Raw genomic sequence first — 21,472 nt, 5'->3', positions numbered from 1 at the left:
TCACGCCGCCGGTTCCTCGTGGGGTTCCGGCTGGAGGGCGAAGGAGTACGGGGCCCAGGGGCCGGTGATCTCCACACGGAGACCGGGGACGCCCTGGGCTGCCGCGAGGATGCCCGCGCGGAAGGCGACGACGCGGTCGGCCGGGACGAGGTAGGCGTCGTTGGCGACGTTGGTACCGGGGGCCGTACCCGCCAGGCTGCCGCGTTCGGGGGTGTGGGCGACGCGGTCGACGGCGAGTGCGCCGGCCGTGTCGGTGAGGCGGGCCGCGGCATGGGCGACCGTGCGCCAGGCCTCCTCGTTCCGGCGCTGTCTGCGGCGGCGGATCACCTGGTAGGCGCGGCCCACTCCGAGGCCGGTGACCGGGTCCTGCACTGGATCCGGGTCGGCCTCGGGCGGGGTGATGTCCGGGGCCGCGTAGATCTTGACGCCGAGTTCGACATGGCCCGTGAGGCGGTCGAGGAGGGAGAGGAAGTAGCCGCGGCGGGTGTCGAGGGCCTGCCGGGCGCGGTCCTCGTCGCGGTAGACGGTGGCCAGGCGCAGGGGCAGTACGGCGGCGCCGGAGGCGACCAGGGCGGCCACCACGGCGTGGTGGGTACGGACCGTGGCCTCCAGCCAGTCCACGTCGGCGAGGTGGGCCTGGAGGGGAGCGTCTGCGTAGTCGGCCGGCGGGACGTGGCCGACGGCGAAGGCGAGCTGGGGGCCGCTGACGGCCGGGTCGACCAGGTGGATCGGCTCCCCGGCGACACCGCGCAGGTGGGCCGTGGCCGCGGCGGCCTCGGGGGTGCGGCGCAGGACCGCGTAGGTGTAGACGAGGTTCGTGTCGCTCATGACTGCGGGCTCCTGTCGGTCGCCGTGCGATTCCTCTCGCGAGACTCCGTTCTCGTGCCGTCCGTCCGTAGGTACGCAGGGGGCGACGGGCGCGTTCACGGGAAGGGCCGACGGGTTGGCCTTGCCCCCAGGGGCAGGCCGGTCCCGTCATGAGCGACGCAGCGGACCACGACACGCGCTACCCGGGGGACCGCCGGGTCACGTCGCCCGTGCGCTGAACGGGGTCGCCTGGTGGAACCAGAGCAGCCAGCGGCCCTCCGTACGCCGCCACAGCGAACTGCGGTGGGCGCGGCTGCCGTCGTACTCGGTGTCGTAGGTGAGGTGGACCAGGTCCGGGGCGAGCTGCACACCTCTCAGGGCGGAGACGGCGACGGGCTCGGCGCCGGGCTCGGCGGTGGCGGCCAGGGAGGCGATGATGGCGGCCCGGCTCCAGTGCCTGCCGGAGGCTCCGAACTCGTGGAAGTCGGGGTGCAGCAGCGCCCCGACCCGCTCGGGCGAATGGCGGACCGTCGGGGTGAGCAGGGCGAGTTCGCCCTCCATCGCGGCTTCGACGGCCGGGTTGCGCTCAGGCACCTGTCATCTCCACCAGCTTGACGACGGTGTTCCAGTTGCGGGTCGTGGCGATCACGCCCTTGTTGATGCGCGGTTTCGACAGGTGCTCGGCCAGCTTGGAGCGGCCCAGACCGTTCGGGGCGTACAGGTACAGGGCCCGGTCGCCGAGGCGGAACTCCTCGGGGAGGTAGGCGTCCTGGTCGATCTCCGTGAAGCGTTCGGGGGTGACGGGGGCGGAGAAGTAGGTGACGTGGAGCTGCTTAGGCTCCAGGTCGGCGGCCGGGAACGGGCAGGCGTCGGCGATCGACCGCAGATAGGCGTGGTCGCGCACGATCACGTCGACGCCGAAACCGAAGCGCTTCTCGATGGCCTGCGCGATCTCGACGGCCAGTGACGCCTCGCTGCCCTGGCCGGAGGAGAACACGGCCTGGCCGCTCTGCAGGTAGGTGCGGACGTCGTCGTGGCCGAGGTCCGCCAGGAGCGTGCGCAGGTCCGCCATGGGGACCTTCCGGCTGCCGCCCACGTTGATTCCGCGCAGCAGGGCCGCGTATGTCGTCGTCATCCGCTCACGATAAGGCGGCCGTCGTGCCCCGTGGGGGTGGGCACGACGGCCGCCGCGGGCAGCTGCCCGGCCCCGTAAGTTACTCACCCGTCTTCGGGGGGCACAACCGTCTGCTCAGGATCCACACACCCGAGGAGCCCGGAATGTCTGGCGATAGGTGTAAGGGGCCACGGTCCTTGGGGGTCCTCCCCAGTGGGGAGAGGACTCGCTCCATGGGGATGAGTCCGGGCCCCGCCACTTCACCGGACAGCACGACGAGATGGCTTTATCCGGCCCATATCTTCGAAGCGAAAGGGGGCGGCAGGGGGCCGCCACCGCATCTCGAGGGGGCAAGCCCGTCATGGGGAACGGAGACATACGGGTGCGGGGCCTCGCCGCCCGGGCCGGCGGCTGGAGCGCCCGGCACCGATGGGCTGCCGTCGGTATCTGGGTGCTGTTCGTCGTCCTGGCGATGGGGCTCGGTTCGGCAGCGGGCCGGGTCGACGTCAAGGACAGCGACCAGCTGAAGGGCGAGACGCACACCGCCGCGCGGATCATCGAGGACGCCGGGATCGACGAGCCGGCCAGTGAGAACGTACTGATCCAGGCCAAGGGCGGTGACCTGAAGGCGACGGACGCCGAGTTCCGGGACGCCGTCGACGCCGTCGTGCGGGCGGTCGAGGGGACCGGCCGGGTCACCGAGGTGGCCTCGCCGTACGACACGAAGACGATCTCGAAGGACGGCCGCAGCGCGCTCGTGCAGTTCGACATGCGCGGTGAGCCGGACACCGCCGGCGAGCGGGTCGAGCCGGTGCTGAAGGCCGTCGAGGGTGTCCAGCAGGACCACGAGGCGCTGCGGATCGAGGAGATCGGCGGCGCCAGCATGATGAAGACGTTCGACGACGCGTTCGGCGACGACTTCAAGAAGGCCGAGTACTCCGCGGTGCCGGTGGCCTTCGGCATCCTGCTGATCGCGTTCGGCGCGCTGGTCGCGGCGCTGCTGCCGGTGGTGCTGGCGATCACCGCGATCATGGCGACGATGGGTCTGATGGGCGTCGTCAGCCACGTGATGCCGATGAGCGACACCGCGAACTCCGTGATGCTGCTGGTCGGTCTGGCCGTCGGCGTCGACTACTGCCTGTTCTACCTGCGCCGCGAGCGCGAGGAGCGCGAGGCCGGCCGCGACGCGCAGACGGCCCTCCGGATCGCCGCCGCGACCAGTGGCCGGGCGATCGTCGTCTCGGGTGTCACCGTGTGCGTGGCGATGGCGGGCATGCTGTTCACCGGCCTCGCCGAGTTCGAGGCGATGGGCCTGGCGTCGCTGATGGTGGTGGCCGTGGCGATGGTGGGGTCCGTGACGGTGCTGCCCGCGCTGCTGTCGCTGCTCGGCGAGCGCGTCGAGAAGGGCCGCATCCCGTTCCTGCGCCGGCGCAGGAAGAGCGGCGGCAGTCAGGACAGCCGGTTCTGGACGGCCGTGCTGCGGCGCGTCCTCGCCCGGCCGGTGATCGCGGTGGCGGTCGCGACCGGAGCGCTGCTGGCCATCGCGGCTCCCGCGCTCGGTATGAAGACGCAGCAGCTCACGCTGGACCAGGAGTTCGGCGACTCGCTGCCGATCGTCCAGACGTACAACCGGCTCAACGAGGCCTTCCCGGGCGGTTCCGAGCCGGCCGAGGTGGTCGTGAAGGCGGCCGACATCAACGCGCCCGAGGTGAAGTCCGCGCTCGCCGACTTCCGTGACCGGGCGATCAGTTCGGGCGCCTCGCGCGGTCCGGTGGAGATCAAGCTGCACGACGCGCAGAACATCGCGTTCGTCTACGTCCCGCTCGTCGGCGGTTCCGATCTGGACAAGGCGGGCGCGAGCCTGGACAAGCTGCGTGACGAGGTGCGCCCGGCCACGCTCGGCAAGGTCGACGGGGTCGAGGCGCCCATCACCGGGCAGGTCGCGGGATCCAAGGACTTCAACGACCAGTTGGCGGGTGCCGTCGTCCCGGTGTTCGCGTTCGTCGTGGTCTTCGCCTTCGCGCTGATGCTGCTGTCGTTCCGCTCGCTGACCATCGCCGTCACGTCGATCGTGCTGAACCTGCTGTCGGTGGGCGCGGCGTACGGCATCCTCGTCGCCGTCTTCCAGCACGGCTGGGGCGCGTCCCTGGTGGGCGCGGAGGGCGTCGGCGCGATCATCACCTGGCTGCCGCTGTTCCTCTTCGTGATCCTGTTCGGCCTGTCCATGGACTACCACGTGTTCGTGGTCTCCCGGATCCGCGAGGCGCGGCTGCGGGGGCTGGAGACGAAGGACGCGATCCGGCACGGCGTGGTCACCACGGCCGGGGTGGTCACCAGTGCCGCGGTCATCATGGTCGCCGTGTTCGCGATCTTCGGGACGCTGTCCATGCAGTCCATGAAGCAGATGGGCGTCGGCCTCGCGGCGGCGGTGCTCATCGACGCGACGATCATCCGGGGCGTGCTGCTGCCGGCCGTGATGGCGCTGCTCGGCGAGCGCAACTGGTACCTGCCGAAGTGGCTGCACCGGCTGCCGGACCTCACGCACGACGAGACGCCGCAGGCGGTCGCCGCACCGGTGGCGCGGGACGACGAGGGCGAGCCCCTCAAGGTCTGATCTCCGCGGCGGGGTCGAGGGCCCGTTGGTTGCCGGGGCAACCAACGGGCCTTTCGCTGCCCCTCGTCAGACACCCGCCGTGTCAGGTGCTCCGCGTCAGCCTCTCGGGGGGCCCGTGTCAGGGGCACCCGTCAGGTCAGGCGCCGCACCTGGAGGACGTCCGCGTCGCAGTGCACGATCTCCAGCTCCCGGTCCGGGCGGGCGCCCCCGAAGGTCAGCTCGATGCGGCGGTCCCGCACGAGCCGCCAGCGGCCGGGCACGGCGCCGGGGGCGTCACCGCGTCCCAGCGGGTGGTCGACGAAGGTGCCGTCGGGGGCGAACTCCATGCCGCGGCGCCCGCGCGCGGGCGGGAAGGGGAAGTCGTCGGGCCGGTAGACCCGTACGTCCTCGTGGTCCTCCTCGTAGGAGTGGAGCCACGAACGGAACAGGCCCGACGGGGGCTCTCCCATGACCCGGCCACCTCACTCACGCAAAGCCGTCCACATTGCCGCTCTTACACCCAAGTGACTAGAATTATCAGTGTATGGGTTCGGAGGGAACGGGCAACCGAACGCTCCGCCCGGCGTCGCCCGGCCCTCGCGGCGCGTGACCAACGCGCAGTCCCGCAGCCGCGTTGCGCTGCACACCACAGCTCCCCCGAGGGACAAGCCATGTCCGATGCACAGGCATTCCTTCGCGCCACCTCGCCCGACTACAGCCGCTGGTGCGGCGCCATGGAGGTACACCGCAGGCTCCTCACCCTGAACCCGGAGTACGCCGAGAACCGGGCCCTGATCGAGAACACCGCCTTCGCCTACGAGTCGATGGACCAGGTCACCGCCCGCCAGGGCCTCATCGACATCCCCGTCGTGGTGCACGTCGTGCACAACACCCCCGAGCAGGACGTGAGCGAAGCCCAGATCCAGAGTCAGATCGACGTGCTGAACCGGGACTTCCGTGCGACGAACCCCGACGTGAGCAAGGTCCCGGCGGTCTGGCAGGACCTGGTCGCCGACGCCCGGCTGCAGTTCCACCTGGCCCGGACCGACCCGCTGGGCCGCCCCACGGACGGCATCACCCGGACCCGGACCACGAGCACCGGCTGGGACACCGACGACCTGGTCAAGTTCAGCCTGAGCGGCGGTCAGGACGCCTGGCCGGCGGACATCTACCTGAACCTCTGGGTCTGTCAGCTGCGTCGCGGGCTGCTGGGCTACGCCCAGTTCCCGGGAGGTGCCGCCTCCACGGACGGCGTGGTCGTCACGCACACCGCCCTCGGAACCACCGGCACCGCCACCGCGCCGTTCGACGGCGGCCGCACGGTTGTGCACGAGATCGGGCACTGGCTGAACCTGCGGCACATCTGGGGCGACGACGACGAGGGCTGCAGCGGCAGCGACTTCGTCGCGGACACCCCCAACCAGGCCGGCGCGAACGCCGGTTCGCCGACCTTCCCCCATGTGACGTGCGGCAACGGGCCCGACGGGGACATGTTCATGAACTACATGGACTACACCGACGACGCCGCGATGTTCATGTTCACCAAGGGCCAGTCGGCACGCATGGACGCCACGCTCGACAACGCCCGCCTGACCCTCACCCGTCAGGCCGTCGCGGTGTGACGACGGCCTGACGCGACAGGACGGCGTCAGGGCCTGCGGGCGGCCAGTTCGGCCTCGATGAGGTCGGCGGCCCGCCTGGTGCCGCCCTCCTCGGCGGTCCGCGCCTGGAGTTCCTTCAGCCGGCTGGCCACTTCGGGGTCGCCGGTCAGGGCGAGCGCCGCCGCGCGCAGGGTCTCGCCGGTCGCCTCCTCCGTGGGCAGGTACCGGGCCACGCCGAGGCCTTGGAGCATCTCCGCGTTGCCGAACTGGTCCACGGCCTGCGGTACGGCGATCATCGGCGTGGCGGTGGCGAGGCCCTCCTGGCTGCCGCCGGCGCCCGCGTGCGTGACGAACAGGTCGGCCTGCTTCAGGATCGCCAGCTGCGGTACCCAGGTGTGCACCTCTACGTTGGCCGGGACGTCGGCGAAGTCGGCCGGGTCGACGTGCTTGCCGACCGAGAGCACCAGGTGCCAGCCGGGCAGGCCGCCGAACGCCTCGACGCACTCCCGGTAGAAGCCGGGCTGCTTGGTGAAGGCCGACCCGAGGGACACGAGCGCGACCTTCTCCGCGCCGGCCGGCCGCCGCCAGTCACCCTCGGCGGTGCGGTCGCCCTGGCAGGCGCCGACGAACGAGTACACCCGCTCGTCGACGCGGTCCGCGTTCGGCTGGAGCGCCTTGGGGAGCAGGACGATCGAGCGGTCGGGCCGGCCCCCGAAGTCGTCGGGGTGCAGGGTGATCCCGTTCTCCTCCAGCCAGGCGTGGAAGCGGGCGTAGTAGGCGCGCCCCCGCTCGGTCTTCTTCGGCTCCTCCCACATCGGCCGGGCGACCTCCTCCTCGTATCCCTCCCAGGCGACCATGGCCGGCGAGAGGGAGACCGCGGGGACGCCCCAGCGGTGGGCGAGGACCCGGCCCGGGTAGGAGGCGATGTCGTGCAGGACGAGGTCCGGCTCGTCGCCCTCGTAGGCCTCGATCAGCTGCGGGAGGGCCTGGATCGCGTCGTCGAGGAACGGCTCCACGTTGTCCAGCAGCGTGTTCCCCCACGCCTCCGGGTCGTCGTCGGGTGAGGGCAGCGTCGAGTCCCAGGGCTTCACCTCGGCACCGGTGGCCGCGACCTTGTCCGCGAAGACGGGCGGGACGGCGTAGGTCACCCGGTGGCCGCGCGCCACGAGTTCGCGGATCACCTCCAGACTCGGGTTCACGTGGCCGTGGGCGGCGATGGAGAACATGGCGATGTGTGCGCGACTGGTCATGCGCTCGACCGTACGCGAGACGAGACGTCTCGTGCAACCTCTTCCGAGCTGCGAGGTCCGAACCTCGTGCGCAACGAGGCGTGAGCCGCCCACCCCGGAGAAGCCCAGCTCGACGAGGGACCGCCGGCTGCGGCAGGCGCCGTCGTCCAGCAGCAGGTGAAAACGAGGGAGGCGGGACGCGGGAAGCCGGGCTCAGTGGCTCAGTGGGCGTGGCTCCCCGGGCCGGTCAGGGCTCCGGGGCGGCGGCGCGTCCTGGCGGCGTGCGCGCAGCCCCGGGCGCGACCGCAGGTGTGGCTCGCGTTGATACCCGCGAGCAGCACGCCAGGCGGACCGGGTGCGGACGGACAACGGGTTGCCCGCCGGGTCAGCGCTGATAGCGGGCGAGCACCAGGTTGCCGTCCTCCTCCAGTCGTTCGCGCAGCTCGCCGAGACCGATGGCTCCGCTGTAGTACTCCTGCAGGGCGGGGGTCGCCACCTTGTCCTTCCACTCGGGGTAGCCCCGGACCGTCTGCGCGGGGGCCGGGCGCAGGTGGGCGGCGAGGGCGGTGCCGGTGGCCCAGCCGTGCCGCGTGGTGCGCAGGGCGGGGTCTTCCAGCGCCTGCGTGCCGGTGGGCAGCATCCAGTCGCCGAGGGCGAGGCGGACCATGTTCTGCGGCCGCAGCAGGAAGTCGAGGAACTCCGCGGCCTCCTTCTTGTGCGGGCAGTCCTCGGCGATGGAGAGGGTCTGGGGGCTGACGCCCTGGGTGAGTCCGGCGGCCCCCGCCGGGGCGGGCAGCACCTGCCAGTCGAAACCCTTGGGGGCCTGCTGGACGATCTGCTGGCGGTAGGAGAAGCCGAGCGGGACCATCGCGTACCGGCCGCCGAAGAAGCCTGGCAGCGTGTCGGAGCCGCCGCTGCCCAGGGTCGTGGGCGAGGCGCTGCGGTCGGCGTTCGCCTGGTCGTGGATGGTGCGCGGCACCGTCTGGTCGGCCGCCCCGAACCGGACCGTCACCTTGCCGTCCCGCCCGCGGTGGAAGAGCTGTCCGCCCGCCGACAAGGAGAGGTTGAGCGTGGCGGAGACGGGTTCCTTCAGCGGCCAGGCGACGCCGTACTTCCCCCGGCCGCTGAGGCGTTCGGTGATCCGGCGGAACTCGGCCCAGCTCCACGGCTTCTCCGGCGTCGGGATCCGCACGCCGGACTTCCTGAGCCAGGCGGCGTTGGCGATCAGCACGCGCGGTTCCTGGAGGAACGGCACGCCGTAGACGCCGTCCCCGAAGGTGGTCGTCTCCCAACTGCGCCGCGGGATGTCCGACTTCAGCCTCGCGGGCAGCAGGCCGGTGAGGTCGGCGAGGTAGCCGCCGTAGGCGAAGTCCGCGAGGTCGTCGGAGGCGTCGTGGATGATGTCGGGGGCCTCGCCGCCCTCGAAGGCGGTGAGGAGCTGGTCGTGGACGCTGTCCCAGGTGCCCTGGACGTACTCGACCCGCACGTCCGGGTGGGCGGCGTTCCACTCGTTCACCAGTTGCCGGTTGGCCTCGACGGACTCCTCCTGCCAGGCGAGGGACTGGAAGCGCAGGGTGATCCGGCCGTCGTCGCGGGTGCCGCCCGAGGAGCAGCCGGCGAGCAGCAGCAGAAGAAGAACCAGGACCAGGGCATGCAGGCGTGCGCGCATCAGCTCTTCACCGCCCCGGTGAGCATGCCGCCCGTGATCCGCCGCTGGATGACGGCGAAGACGACCAGGGAGGGCAGGGTCGCGAGGAACGCGGCCGCCGCGAGCGGTCCGAGGTCGGCGACGCCCTCGGCGCCGATGAAGTGGGTGAGCACTACGGGGAGCGTCTGCTTCTCCGGTGTCTTGAGGAGCACCAGCGCGAAGAAGAACTCGTTCCACGCGGTGATGAACGCGAACAGCCCGGTCGCCACGATGCCCGGCGCGAGCAGCGGCGCGGTCACCGAGACCAGGGTCCGCACCCGGCCCGCCCCGTCGACGGCCGCGGCCTCCTCCAGTTCGGGCGGCACGGCCCGTATGTACCCGGCGAGCATCCACAGCGCGAAGGGCAGTGCCCACACCACGTACACCAGCACCAGTCCCGGCCCGGAGTTGATCAGACCGAGGTTCTTCAGCACCAGGAACAGCGGGATGATCAGCAGCACGAAGGGGAAAGCCTGGCTGACCACCACCCAGCCCGTCACCGCTTTCGCGAGCCGGGTGCGGCGCCGGGCGACGACGTAGGCCATCGGCGTGGCGATCAGCACGGCGATGACGGCCGCTCCGAGCGCGGCGATCAGGGAGTTGAGGGCGGCTTGCAGCAGCGGCTGTTCGCCGAAGGCCTGCCGGAAGTTGTCGAGGGTGGGGTCCTTCGGGATCCACGTCGGGTGCAGGCTGCCCAGCTCGCGCGGCGGCTTGAACGCGGTGGAGAGCAGCCAGAGGAACGGGAAGGCGAGGAAGACGAGGTAGGCGAGCAGTGCGGTGTACTGGCCGATGCGCGCCGGGCGGCTGGTCCTCACGCGTCGTCACCTGCCCTGAGGCGGCCGGCGAGGAACACGGCCAGGGCGACCGAGATCACGGCCACCATCACGCAGCCCATCGCCGCCGCGTAGCCGAACTGCCCGTAACGGAAGGCCTCTTCGTAGGCGAAGAGCATGGGCAGCCTTGTACGGCCGCCCGGCCCGCCGTTGGTCAGGACGTAGACCAGGGCGAAGGAGTTGACGTTCCAGATGAGGTTGAGCGCGGTGATCGCGAGGGCGATGGGTCTGAGCGCGGGCCAGGTGACCGTGCGGAAGCGGCGCCAGGCGCCCGCGCCGTCGACCGCCGCCGCCTCGTGCAGCTCGCGCGGGGTGTTCTGCAGCCCGGCGAGCAGGGCGACCGTCGTCTGGGGCATGCCGGCCCAGACGCCGACGACGATCACGGCGGGGAGTGCGGTCGCCAGTCCGCTGAGCCAGTCCCGGCCGCTGCCCAGGCCGATGTCGCGCAGGGTCTCGTTGAGGATGCCCGCGTCCGGGTTGTAGACGAGCCGCCACATGATGCCGACGACCACCTCGGGCATGGCCCACGGGATGATCGCGAGGGCACGGGCGAGCCACCGCAGCCGCAGGTCCTGGTTGAGCAGCAGGGCGAGGCCCAGCGCGAGGAGGAACTGCGGCACGGTCACGCCGACCGCCCACACCAGCCCGATCCGGAACGACTCCCAGAACAGCGTGTCGTGCAGCAGGTCCCGGAAGTTGAGGGCGCCGATCCACCGGGTGGGTTCGGTGCGGCCCGACTGGGCGTCGGTGAAGGCCAGCAGGATGCCGTACAGCAGCGGCCCGGCGCTGAGGACGAGGATCGGGATCAGGGCGGGCAGCACCAGGAACCAGGCGCCGTGGTCGACGGCCTTCCGGGGCCGGTCCCGGCAGGGTCCGCGGCCGGAGCGCCGCACCGGTGGTGAGGGGGGTGATGCCTCGGTCACCGATGTCACGGAATCATCCCCTTTGCACGCTCGGCCGGCCTGGTCATGCTCGTGAAGGCCGTCTGCCTCGTCAAGGCATCGCGTACGCCGCCCGACCTGTGCCGATGCGACACTGACCGGTGGATGGCCGGAACCCGACGGTCGAGGCGTGGACGACGGAGGCGGACGATGGACGAGGCGCGGGCGCGGGACGTACTGGCGGCGGCAGGGGTGCTGCCGCCCGGTGCGGCCGGGGAGGCGCGGTTGCTCGCCCTGGGCGAGAACGCGGTGTTCGCCGCCGGTGACCTGGTCGTCAAGGTCGGCCGCGATGCCGAGCTCCTGGACCGGGCGCGCCGCGAACTGGACATCGCGGTGTGGTTCGCCGAGGCGGGCGTGCCGGCGGTGCGGGCCGCCGAGCCGGAGGCGCTGCTCGCCGACGGGCATCCGGTGACGGTGTGGCACCGGCTGCCGGACGCCGTACGGCCCGCCGAGCCGCGGGATGTGGCCGAACTGCTACGGGTCGTGCATGCCACGCCTCTTCCTCCCTTCGACCTTCCGGCCCGTGACCTGCTGGGCGGTGTGGAGCGGTGGCTGCGGCTCGCGGGGGACGCGGTCGATCCCGCGGACGCCGCGTATCTGCGCGAGCGGCGGGACGGGTTCGCCGCCCGGGCCGCCGCGCTCACGCCGCATCTGCCGCCGGGGCCGATCCACGGGGACGCGCTGCCGCGCAATGTGCATGTCGGGCCGGACGGGCCCGTGCTGGTGGACCTGGAGACGGTGTCCGCGGATCTGCGCGAGCACGATCTCGTGGTGATGGTGCTGTCCCACGACCGGTACGGGCTCGGGGACGAGGCCTACGCGTCGTTCGCGCGGACCTACGGCTGGGACGTGCGCGAGTGGGAGGGCTGCGGTGTGCTGCGCGGGGCCCGGGAGACGGCCAGTTGTGCCTGGGTCGCCCAGCATGCGCCGGGCAACCCCAAGGCGCTCGCCGAGTTCGAGCGGCGGGTGCGGTCGCTCAGGGAGGGGGACGAGACGGTGCGGTGGTATCCCTTCTGACCGTCCGGCGCCGTCTGAAGCCGTCTCAGACGGGCTCGTCCGCCGGCTCACGCAGGGGCCATGTCCCGTCGACGGAGGCGGTCGGATCGCCCTTGCCGCGCAGGAAGGCCTGGAAGTCCGCCGCCCACTGCGCGTACCACTCGATCTGGCGGTGATGCAGGGCCGCCGGGCCGAGCATGGCGATCTTGGGGTGGCGGTCGGCTATCGCCCCGGCCAGGCGGGCCGCCGCCAGGGCGTCGGCCATGGCGTCGTGGGCCGCGTCGAGGACGACGCCGTACTCGGCGCAGACCGCTTCGAGGTTGCGTTTGCCGCGGCGGTAGCGGTCGACCCAGCGGTCGATGGTGTACGGGTCGATGACCGGCGCCGGGTCCACGCCGCCCAGGCGGTCGCGCAGGGACGGCAGGCCGTGCCGCCGCAGCTCCGCCGAGAGCAGGGTGAGGTCGAAGGCCGCGTTGTAGGCGACGACCGGCACGCCCGTCTTCCAGTAGGAGGTGAGGACGTCGGCCAGGGCGTCCGCCACTTGGTCGGCGGGTCTGCCCTCGGCCGCCGCGCGCTCGTTGCTGATGCCGTGCACGGCCACCGCGTCCTCGGGGATCGGCACTCCCGGGTCGGCCAGCCACTCCCGGCGCCCGATCGGCTCTCCGCCCCTGACCTCGATCACGGCTCCCGTGACGATGCGCGCCTCGCGCGGATCGGTGCCCGTCGTCTCCAGGTCGAAGCCGACGAGCAGCTCCCGGTGCCAGCCCATGGGCGGTCCCCCTTCTTGTGGTGCGTTCCCCCAGTGGTCTCCACCTTCCCACGCACCACTGACAATCAGAGGACCGCGTTCCGGTTACCCGCGGCGGCGGGCCCGGGAACCACCGGGCAGCACGGCGCAGTTCAGGACACCGGCCGTGAATCCGCCCACATGACCTCGAACTCCTCGCGGTAGGTGGGGAAGAGGCCGCTTTCGTCCGCCTCGCCCGACTTCACCACCTTGCTGCCGTTGCGCAGCACGAACACGGGTGCCTCCATGCCCCGGGTGCGGCGCAGATAGCTCTGCACCACCGCGATGCCGTCCGCGCCGTCGCCGTCCACGAGATACGCCGTGAAGCGGGGCGTCTCGTCGAAGACCTGGATCTCGAAGGCCCCCGGGTCGCGCAGCCGGGCGCGCACCCGGCGCATGTGCAGGATGTTCATCTCGACGGCCCGGCTGAGCTCGCCGCGCTTGATGCCGAGCTCCCGCTCGCGGCGCTTGACCGCGCTGGAGGCCGGGTTGAGGAACAGCAGCCTGACCCGGCAGCCGGACTCGGCCAGCCGCACCAGCCGCCGGCCGGAGAAGTTCTGCACGAGCAGGTTGAGGCCGATGCCGATGGCGTCGAGACGGCGGGCACCGCCGAAGATGTCCTCGGCCGGGAACTGCCGCATCAGCCGCACCCGGTCCGGGTGGACGGCGACCACGTCGGCGTACCGGTCGCCGACCAGGTCCTCGACCGCGTCGACGGGCAGCCGGCGCGCCGACGGCACGTCACCGCCCGCGCCGAGCATCTCCAGCAGCCGCGCCGAGGCCCGCTCTGCCTGGCTCAGCACGGCCTCGGACAGGGCCCGGTTGCGGGAGACGACGTTGCGGGTGACCTCCAGCTCGTCCAGGGCGAGTTCGACGTCCCGGCGGTCGTCGAAGTAGGGCTCGAAGCACGGCCAGTGCTGCACCATCAGCTCGCGCAGCTGCGGCAGGGTGAGGAAGGAGAGCACGTTGTCGTCGGCCGGGTCGAGCAGATAGCCCTTGCGGCGGCTGACCTCGCGGACGGCCACCGCGCGCTGCACCCACTCCTGGCCGGCCGGTCCGGCGGCGGCCACCACCCAGTCCTCGCCGTGGACGGGTTCGTAGACGGGCCGCAGCACGGCGGCGACCACCGCGCGCAGCCGCTGTTCGACGAGGTTGAGCCAGATGTAGGCCCGGCCGGCCCGCTGGGCGCGGGTGCGCACCTCGCGCCAGGCGTCGGCGTCCCAGTCCAGTTCCGGGCCGATCGAGCCCGTCGCGTCCATCGGCCGCGCCAGGGACACGGCACCGGTCGGGACGTCTGTGGAGTTCCCCTCGTGACCCTCGTCACCAGGGGGCAGCTCCAGCCCTCCCGAGCCCACCCGCGCACCGCCTTCCGCTCCCCCGAGCACTCCCCTTGTCAACGATCAAGGAAGGGTACTCCGGGAGCGGTCGGCGGTGCAGCCGGATGGGCAGGGTCGTTTCTCAACGACGGGGCCGCCAGTGCCCGTTCTGCCAGCCGAGCTCGGCCGGAGTGAGCGGATTCATCGCGGTGACGTCGCGCGGGGCGATGGAGAAGCCCTGCCAGTGGACGGGCATGGGCTGCTGGTCCTCGTCCCGGGCTATGTGGTGGAAGCCGATGTTCATCCAGACCACCGGGTGGGTCAGGGTCTGTCCGTTCACCCACTTGTCGACGGACTTCCCGGCTCCGGGGCCGCAGTTGCCCGGGTTGTGGCTGGCGAACAGTTCGCACTTGTTGTACTGCGTGACGTACAGGTCGCGCTTGGTGTAGCTGCGGCCCGGGTACTTGGTCGTGACCCCGGGGACGATCTCGTAGGAGCGCGCGTGTCCGTCCTTGTTCTTGCCGGTCGCGCTGACCATGCGCCACCAGCGGTAGGCCTTGCTGTCCCCGGCCGTCTCCTTGGTGACCTTGGTGCGGGTGGTCTTGGTGGTGGGGGCGCGCTGGCCGCGGGTGGGCGCGCTGACGGTGGAGTCGTACTGCTCGACGCGGTTCTTCGTGGAGCCGTCCAGGGCGAAGTCGAGCCGCCAGAAGGCGTTGTGGCTGTGGCTGGTGGCCTTGGCGCTCGCGCCCTTGCCGATGGGCCAGCCGCGGCCGTCGCCGGCGTCGTAGTCGTCCCAGGACAGGCTGCCGGTGGCGCCGACGTTCATGGTGATCGTGCCGTCGTCCTGGAAGCGCCACTCGGTCATGTACTCGTACCAGCCGACCTGGTTGACCGTGTAGACGAGGAGGTCCTTGCCCTGGGCCTGGAAGACCTTGTTCGCGGTGTCGCCCTGCATGCGGTAGGCGTGGCCGCGGGAGCGGGTGGTGGTGCACAGACCCTTGACGTTCGGGTCCTCGTTCCAGGAGTCCGGGACCTTCACGGTCTTGATGGTGCCGCCGGGGCACTCGCCCGGCGCCAGGTTCATCAGGCCCTGGGCGAAGTCGAAGCCGGTGAGGTCGTCGTACTCGACCGAGCCGTCGTCGTAGGGGACGTGGATCTGGCCCAGGCGGGCGCTGTTGAGGACCCGGATCGGTTTGGGCTCGCCCTTGGGCTGGTACGAGATCTTCTCCAGGACGAGGCCGGCCTTGCCGTCGTAGCGCCAGCACATCCGCCAGGTGGTTCCGGAGGAGAGCTTCTGCTCGATGCGGTAGGCGGCGCTGCAGTCGGCGGCCGCCGCGGCGGCCGCGGGGGCGGCCTTCGGCTGGGCGGTGGCCGGTCCCGCGCCGGCCGTGGCGCCCGCGGCCAGCGCGGCCACGGTCAGGCCCGCGGCCGCCCGGGTACGGGCCTTGGTGTTGCTGTTCACGCGCATGACGAGATGACTCCCTGACGAGGAGGAGCGGGGTGGACGGGTGAGCGAAGAGGGTGGGTCAGCGGTCGATCCGGGCGACCTTGCGGGCGCTCAGGTCGATCACCAGCTGCCGGGCGTCGACCCACGGGCCGTTCTTGACCTTCGGGAAGAGCCGGACGCAGCGGTGCTCTCCGCACTGGTCGAGCGCGGCGGGCTGGGCGCCGGGCGCGGCCCGGTACACGGCTCCGCTGAGCTGGAGCTGGTCCGGGGAGGTGAGCGCCTTGCCGGTCGCGTCCTTGTAGTCGGCCTTCAGGCCCGAGCCGAGCGGGTCGGCGATCAGGAGACCGGCCGCCTCGGCCTTCTCGGCGCGGCTCAGGGGCGGCTGGACGCCGTGCTGGGTGCCGGTCGCCACGACCTTGCCGGTGCCGAGGTCGACGGTCCGGGTGACGAGGGTGTCGTCCCGGTAGTCGTAGAAGGTCACGTCGGCCCGGCGGGGCGCGTCCGGCCGGCCCACCTCGTCGGCCTCGGGTTCGGCCAGGTCGACGCCGAGGGGCTGCGGACCGCGGTCCCCGTCCACGCTCTCGCTGCTCCGGAACAGCTGCCGGCTGAGGGCGATCTTCTCGGCCCGCTGCAGTTCGTCGTCGGTCAGCGGGTCGCGGCCCTCGCCCTGCTGCCCTTCGGCGGGCGCGGCCTCGACGACCCCCGGCGGCACGGCCCGGCCACTGCCCGCCGCCGCCTCACCTGCCCCGGCAGCCCCGGCTGCCCCGGCCGCCTGCGGGGCGGACTGCCCCGCGCGGGTCCCGCTGTCGTCCGCCCCCGCCGTGCCCGGCAGGGTCACCGCCACCATCACGGCGGTCCCGGCCACCGCGATGGTCGTACCGGCCACCATCTTGCCCAGGTGGCGGTGCACTATGTTGCGCACGTCTTCCCCCTACTCCCCCAACAGCCCCGGGAGTATGTGTTGGCCCCATTAGTTCGGCATACCGCGTATGCACTGGTCACTCGGTAAGAGGGAGATAAGTCATAGGAGGTTCCCTCACTTTCGGGGAGACTCGGGACCAAGGCGTCCCCACCGGCGCCGCACACCTGAAAGAGTCGTATCCATGCAGGTCTGGCCTGGCGAGGCGTATCCACTCGGTGCCACGTACGACGGCGCCGGTACCAACTTCGCGGTCTTCTCGGAGGCCGCGGACCGAGTAGAGCTGTGTCTGCTGCACGACGACGGCTCGGAAACGGCGATCGAGCTCCGGGAGAGCGACGCGTTCGTGCGGCACGCGTACGTGCCGGGCATCATGCCGGGGCAGCGGTACGGGTTCCGGGTGCACGGCCCGTACGCCCCGGAGCGCGGGGTGCGCTGCAACTCCGCGAAACTGCTGCTCGACCCGTACGCGCGTGCGATCAGCGGTTCGATCCGCTGGGGCGAGGAGGTCTACGGCTACCACTTCGACGATCCCGACCGGCGCAACGATCTCGACTCGGCGCCGCACACGATGACGTCGGTCGTGGTCAACCCCTACTTCGACTGGGGCGACGACCGGCGTCCGCGCACCGAGTACCACCACACGGTGATCTACGAGGCCCACGTCAAGGGCCTCACCATGCGCCATCCGGGACTCCCGGAGGAGCTGCGCGGCACCTACGCGGCCCTCGCGCACCCGGCGATCATCGAGCACCTCACCGAGCTCGGGGTGACCGCCCTGGAGCTGATGCCGGTCCACCAGTTCGTGAACGATCACCGCCTGGTCGACATGGGCCTGAACAACTACTGGGGCTACAACACCATCGGCTTCTTCGCCCCGCACAACGCCTACGCGTCCTGGGGCGACCGGGGCCAGCAGGTGCTGGAGTTCAAGTCGGCGGTCAAGGCGCTGCACGAGGCCGGGATCGAGGTGATCCTCGACGTGGTCTACAACCACACCGCCGAGGGCAACCACCTGGGCCCGACCCTGTCCTTCAAGGGCCTGGACAACTCGCGCTACTACCGGCTGACGGACGACCCCCGCTACTACATGGACACGACAGGGACCGGGAACTCCCTGCTCATGCGCTCCCCGCACGTGCTCCAGCTGATCATGGACTCGCTGCGGTACTGGGTCACGGACATGCACGTCGACGGGTTCCGCTTCGACCTGGCGGCGACGCTGGCCCGGCAGTTCCACGAGGTGGACCGGCTGTCGTCGTTCTTCGACCTGGTGCAGCAGGACCCGGTGGTCTCGCAGGTCAAGCTGATCGCCGAGCCGTGGGACGTGGGCGAGGGCGGCTACCAGGTGGGCAACTTCCCACCGCTGTGGACGGAGTGGAACGGCAAGTACCGGGACACCGTGCGCGACCTGTGGCGGGGCGAGCAGCGCACGCTCGCGGAGTTTGCCTCGCGGCTGACCGGCTCGTCCGACCTGTACCAGGACGACGGGCGCCGCCCGCTGGCCTCGATCAACTTCGTGACCTGCCACGACGGCTTCCCCCTGCACGACCTGGTGGCCTACAACGACAAGCACAACGACGCCAACGGCGAGGACAACCGGGACGGCGAGAGCCACAACCGGTCCTGGAACTGCGGGGCCGAGGGCGAGACCGACGACCCGGACGTGCTGCGGCTGCGGGCCCGGCAGATGCGGAACTTCATCGCGACGCTGATGCTGTCCCAGGGCGTGCCCATGATCAGCCACGGTGACGAGTTCGCCCGCACCCAGCACGGCAACAACAACGCCTACTGCCAGGACAACGAACTGGCCTGGGTGGAGTGGCCCGAGGAGTCGGAGGACGCCGAGGGGGGTACGAGCGGGCAGCTGCTGGCCTTCACCCGCGCGATGGTCTGGCTGCGCCGCAACCACCCGGTCTTCCGCCGGCGGCGCTTCTTCCACGGCCGGCCCGTGGAGGGCACGCACGACGACCTGTCCGACATCGCCTGGTTCACCCCGGACGGCCGGGAGATGACCCAGCGGGACTGGGACTCGGCGCAGGCGTCCGCGCTGACGGTGTTCCTCAACGGCAACGCGATCTCCGAGCCGGGCGCACGCGGGGAGCGCATCACCGACGACTCGTTCCTGCTGATGTTCAACGCCTCGCCGAAGCCGCTGGAGTTCGTGGTCCCGGTCAATCACGGGCGCCAGTGGGAGGTCGTGGTCGACACCGCCCACCCGGACGGGGTGCCCCCGGACACCGGCCCGAAGGTGCAGGCCGGGGACCGGCTGACCTTGACGGACCGGAGCATGACGGTGCTCCAGCGGCCCGTCTGACCGCCCGGCGCCCGCGTCGCCCGGAAGCCACTCGTCCGGGCGACGCGCGGCGCACCTGGCGCGGGGGATGACACGAACGGCGGCGGGGCGGGTACGTACGTTCCATGACACCTGAGCGACTTGACCCGGTGGTGCCCACGGCCACCTACCGGCTGCAGCTCCAGCCCGAGTTCCCGTTCGCGGCAGCCGCGGCCGTCGTGCCGTACCTGGCCTCGCTCGGCGTCTCGCACCTGCACCTGTCCCCCGTCCTGGAGGCCGTGCCGGGCTCGACGCACGGCTACGACGTCGTCGACCACGCGCGCGTGCGCGAGGAGCTGGGCGGCGAGGAGGGGCTGCGGGCGCTGGCGGGCACCGCGCGCGAGCACGGGCTCGGGCTGGTGGTGGACATCGTCCCGAACCACATGGCCATGGCCCCGCGTCACAACCGCGCCCTGTGGGAGGTGCTGCGCGAGGGCCCGAAGTCGCCCTACGCGCGGTGGTTCGACATCGACTGGGAGGCGCAGGACGGCCAGGTGCTGCTGCCGGTCCTCGGCGGACCGCTGGGCGAGGTGCTCGACGAGCTGCGCGTCGACGGCGACGTGCTGCGCTACTACGACCACGTCCTCCCCCTGCGCGAGGGCACCGAGGACCTGCCGCTGCCGCATCTGCTGGACGCCCAGTGGTACCGCCCGGTGTGGTGGCGGCTGGCCCGGACCGAGCTCAACTACCGGCGGTTCTTCAGCATCTCGGAGCTCATCGGGGTGCGGGTGGAGGACCCGGAGGTGTTCGAGGCCACCCACGACAAGATCCTCGAACTGCTGCACGAGGGCGTGATCGACGGACTGCGCATCGACCACCCCGACGGGCTCGCCGACCCCGACGGCTACCTCCGGCGGCTGCACGAGGCGACCGGGGGCCGCTGGACGGTCGTGGAGAAGATCCTGGCCGACGGTGAGCACCTGCCGGCGTCCTGGCCGGTCGCGGGGACCACCGGCTACGACGCCCTGCGGCAGGTGGACGGGGTCTTCACGGACCCGGCCGGGTTCGGGGACCTGCTGGGCCGCTACCGGCGTTTCGCGGCCCCGCAGACGGACCGGGGCGGGCAGTGGGACGCGACGGTGCGGCGGGCGGCGTACAAGGTCCTCACGCACGAGCTGGCGACCGAGACCGAACGCCTGACGCGGGTGGCGGCCCGGCTGTGCGCGACCTCACCGGAGCCGGCGCTGCGCGACCGCGCGCCCTGGGCGCTGCGCACCGCGCTCCAGGAGCTCCTGGTCCGCCTGGAGGTCTACCGGCCGTACGAGTCCGCGGACGCCGCGTCCGTGGTCACGGAGGAGGCCGCGGCCGAGGCCCGGCAGGCCTTCACCGTGCCCGAGGAGGCCGGCGCGGTGGACGTCGTACGGGACCTGGTGCTGGGGCGGTACGGCGACGGACCCGCCCAGCTGGAGTTCCGGACGCGGTTCGCGCAGACCTCGTCGGCCCTGCGGGCCAAGTCGGTGGAGGACACGGCGTTCTACCGGTACGTGCCGCTGCTGTCGGCGACCGAGGTGGGCGGCAACCCGGGCGCTCCCGCACTGTCGCCGGAGGAGTTCCACGCGTACTGCGCGCGCGTGCAGCGCGACTGGCCCGCCACCGGGACCGTGGCCACCACGCACGACACCAAGCGCAGCGCGGACGTCCGGGCGGCGCTGCAGGTGCTCACCGAGTGCCCGGAGCGCTGGGCGGACGTCCTGGCGGAGGTGACCCGCACCGGGGAGGGTGTGCCGGACGCGCAACTGGCGTGGGCGGCCTGGCAGACGGTGTTCGGCCTGGGCCCGGCCTCCGGGGTGCGGGAACGGGTGCAGGGGGCGCTGCTGAAGCACGTGCGTGAGGCGGGCCTGTACACGAGCTGGACCGAGCAGGAGCCGCCGTACGAGGAGGCGGTGCAGCGGTTCGTGGCGGCCGGGCCGTGCGGGGCGCCGGGCGAGCGGATCGCAGCGTTCCGGGAGTCGCTGGCGCCGTACATCCGGGCCAACGTGCTGGGCACCGCCCTGGTGCAGCTGACGATGCCGGGCGTCCCTGACGTCTACCAGGGCACGGAGGCCGAGTACCGGGCGCTGGTCGACCCGGACAACCGGCGGGCGGTTGACTTCCCGCCTGCGGACTCCGGCGGCACGTCCGGGGAGAAGGCCGCGGTGACCCGGGCGGCGCTGGGGCTGCGGGCCCGGCGGCCCGACGTCTTCGGCGACACGGCGACGTACATGCCGTTGCCGGCCGAGGGACCGGCGGCGGCCCACTGCCTGGCCTTCGTCCGCTCCGGCACGGCCCTGACGGCGGTGACCCGCCTGTCCCTGCGGCTCGCGATGGCCGGCGGCTGGCGGGACACGCGCCTGCCCCTGCCCCCGGGCCGCTGGGCGGACGCGCTGGACCCGGGGCGGGAGTTCACGGAGCACGCGCGCGTGGAGGACCTGTTCGCGCGGGTGCCGGTGGCGTTGCTGGAGAGGGTGGACGACTGATCTCAGGCGGCCGCGGAGCCGGACCCGGGGCAGTCCCCGTAGGCGGGCAGAGGGGCCCGCGGGCGCGGCCATGCCGTCCGCAGCAGGTCGACGAACCGCGTCCGGGCCGGTGTGCGGCTGCTGGACGCCGAGGTCCTCCGCCGACGGGGTGCGGGCAGGCGTGCGCACCGCCCGGGGCGAGACGCTGACGCTGGAGGCCGAGCGGCTGCTGGTGGTGGTCGGACGGGCCCCGGTCACCGACGGCCTGGACGTGACCGCCGAGGGGCTCACCACGTCCGAGGCGGTCGGCGAGGCGTTCCTCACCCTGGCGGGGCGGGGACTGCACCAGCAATAGGCGGCCGCCGGTGCTTCCGGGCGCCCCCTGGAGCCTCCCCTACCGTGCCCTTGACACCGCACCATGGCCGTGGGGTA

Annotated in this window: 16 protein-coding genes and 2 pseudogenes; 6 read left to right on the top strand and 12 right to left on the bottom strand. The window is 72.0% G+C overall.

Annotated elements, in window-relative coordinates; all coding sequences use genetic code 11:
* From RFN52_RS31385 to RFN52_RS31375, 3 genes are all read right to left on the bottom strand, one after another.
* A complete protein-coding gene (locus RFN52_RS31385) occupies positions 1-828 on the bottom strand; it encodes a GvpL/GvpF family gas vesicle protein (RefSeq protein WP_184851229.1) in 828 nt (275 codons plus the stop codon).
* A gap of 198 nt (positions 829-1,026) precedes the next feature.
* Positions 1,027-1,401, bottom strand: coding sequence for a nuclear transport factor 2 family protein (locus RFN52_RS31380; protein WP_184851227.1), 375 nt, complete (start codon positions 1,399-1,401; stop codon positions 1,027-1,029).
* Entirely contained in the window at positions 1,394-1,942 is a 549-nt protein-coding gene (locus tag RFN52_RS31375) for a DUF1697 domain-containing protein (protein ID WP_184851224.1), read from the bottom strand. Before RFN52_RS31375 ends, RFN52_RS31380 begins: the two co-directional genes overlap by 8 nt.
* A 340-nt stretch (positions 1,943-2,282) precedes the next feature.
* On the opposite strand from RFN52_RS31375, the gene RFN52_RS31370 reads away from it, so the two are divergent.
* Complete coding sequence (locus tag RFN52_RS31370) at positions 2,283-4,535, top strand: MMPL family transporter (RefSeq protein ID WP_184851222.1); 2,253 nt, start codon at positions 2,283-2,285, stop codon at positions 4,533-4,535.
* 131 nt (positions 4,536-4,666) lie between these two features.
* On the opposite strand, the gene RFN52_RS31365 is transcribed toward RFN52_RS31370, so the two are convergent.
* Positions 4,667-4,984: a hypothetical protein gene (locus RFN52_RS31365; protein ID WP_184851220.1), complete on the bottom strand. Its 318-nt coding sequence runs from the start codon at positions 4,982-4,984 to the stop codon at positions 4,667-4,669.
* A gap of 201 nt (positions 4,985-5,185) precedes the next feature.
* Here RFN52_RS31365 and RFN52_RS31360 point away from each other — a divergent pair, with 201 nt between their 5' ends.
* Positions 5,186-6,136 (top strand): zinc metalloprotease, encoded by a 951-nt coding sequence (locus tag RFN52_RS31360; RefSeq protein ID WP_184851218.1) that lies wholly within the window; start codon positions 5,186-5,188, stop codon positions 6,134-6,136.
* A gap of 26 nt (positions 6,137-6,162) precedes the next feature.
* Here the strand turns inward: RFN52_RS31360 and RFN52_RS31355 are convergent.
* From RFN52_RS31355 to RFN52_RS31340, 4 genes and pseudogenes are all read right to left on the bottom strand, one after another.
* Positions 6,163-7,402, bottom strand: a pseudogene (locus tag RFN52_RS31355) (glycosyltransferase).
* Between the two features lie 327 nt (positions 7,403-7,729).
* On the bottom strand, positions 7,730-9,013 hold the full coding sequence (locus RFN52_RS31350; RefSeq protein WP_184851214.1) for an ABC transporter substrate-binding protein: 1,284 nt from the start codon (positions 9,011-9,013) through the stop codon (positions 7,730-7,732).
* Entirely contained in the window at positions 9,013-9,846 is an 834-nt protein-coding gene (locus RFN52_RS31345; RefSeq protein WP_184851213.1) for a carbohydrate ABC transporter permease, read from the bottom strand. Before RFN52_RS31345 ends, RFN52_RS31350 begins: the two co-directional genes overlap by 1 nt.
* A complete protein-coding gene (locus tag RFN52_RS31340; RefSeq protein ID WP_374050186.1) occupies positions 9,843-10,796 on the bottom strand; it encodes a carbohydrate ABC transporter permease in 954 nt (317 codons plus the stop codon). The genes RFN52_RS31345 and RFN52_RS31340 overlap by 4 nt, the downstream gene beginning before the upstream one ends.
* A gap of 159 nt (positions 10,797-10,955) precedes the next feature.
* Here RFN52_RS31340 and RFN52_RS31335 point away from each other — a divergent pair, with 159 nt between their 5' ends.
* The gene (locus RFN52_RS31335; RefSeq protein WP_184851211.1) at positions 10,956-11,822 is read left to right on the top strand and encodes a phosphotransferase enzyme family protein; all 867 of its coding nucleotides are present in this window, start codon (positions 10,956-10,958) and stop codon (positions 11,820-11,822) included.
* 25 nt (positions 11,823-11,847) lie between these two features.
* Here RFN52_RS31335 and RFN52_RS31330 read toward each other — a convergent pair whose 3' ends face one another.
* The 4 genes from RFN52_RS31330 to RFN52_RS31315 all read right to left on the bottom strand — a co-directional run bounded on the left by RFN52_RS31330 (position 11,848) and on the right by RFN52_RS31315 (position 16,273).
* A complete protein-coding gene (locus RFN52_RS31330; RefSeq protein WP_184851208.1) occupies positions 11,848-12,570 on the bottom strand; it encodes a 3'-5' exonuclease in 723 nt (240 codons plus the stop codon).
* Positions 12,571-12,701: 131 nt separating this feature from the next.
* A complete protein-coding gene (locus RFN52_RS31325) occupies positions 12,702-13,943 on the bottom strand; it encodes a DUF5919 domain-containing protein (RefSeq protein ID WP_107453530.1) in 1,242 nt (413 codons plus the stop codon).
* A gap of 103 nt (positions 13,944-14,046) precedes the next feature.
* Positions 14,047-15,372 carry a copper amine oxidase gene (locus RFN52_RS31320; RefSeq protein WP_184851206.1) on the bottom strand — a complete coding sequence of 442 codons (1,326 nt, stop codon included), beginning with the start codon at positions 15,370-15,372 and terminating at the stop codon, positions 14,047-14,049.
* Positions 15,373-15,430: 58 nt separating this feature from the next.
* Positions 15,431-16,273: a Tat pathway signal sequence domain protein gene (locus tag RFN52_RS31315; protein ID WP_184851204.1), complete on the bottom strand. Its 843-nt coding sequence runs from the start codon at positions 16,271-16,273 to the stop codon at positions 15,431-15,433.
* Between the two features lie 181 nt (positions 16,274-16,454).
* Here RFN52_RS31315 and glgX point away from each other — a divergent pair, with 181 nt between their 5' ends.
* The 3 genes and pseudogenes from glgX to RFN52_RS31300 all read left to right on the top strand — a co-directional run.
* Positions 16,455-18,587, top strand: a complete 2,133-nt coding sequence (gene glgX, locus RFN52_RS31310) for a glycogen debranching protein GlgX (protein WP_184851202.1) — start codon at positions 16,455-16,457, stop codon at positions 18,585-18,587.
* A gap of 104 nt (positions 18,588-18,691) precedes the next feature.
* Positions 18,692-21,061 (top strand): malto-oligosyltrehalose synthase, encoded by a 2,370-nt coding sequence (treY, locus tag RFN52_RS31305; protein WP_184851200.1) that lies wholly within the window; start codon positions 18,692-18,694, stop codon positions 21,059-21,061.
* Between the two features lie 99 nt (positions 21,062-21,160).
* Positions 21,161-21,395, top strand: a pseudogene (locus RFN52_RS31300) (dihydrolipoyl dehydrogenase); the annotation flags it as partial.
* Positions 21,396-21,472 lie beyond the last annotated feature (77 nt).

The sequence above is a fragment of the Streptomyces collinus genome, assembly GCF_031348265.1.
GTDB classification, from domain to species: domain Bacteria; phylum Actinomycetota; class Actinomycetes; order Streptomycetales; family Streptomycetaceae; genus Streptomyces; species Streptomyces collinus.
The sequence above is the reverse complement of the archived record's forward strand: the minus strand, read 5'-3'. Positions and strand labels throughout refer to the sequence as shown.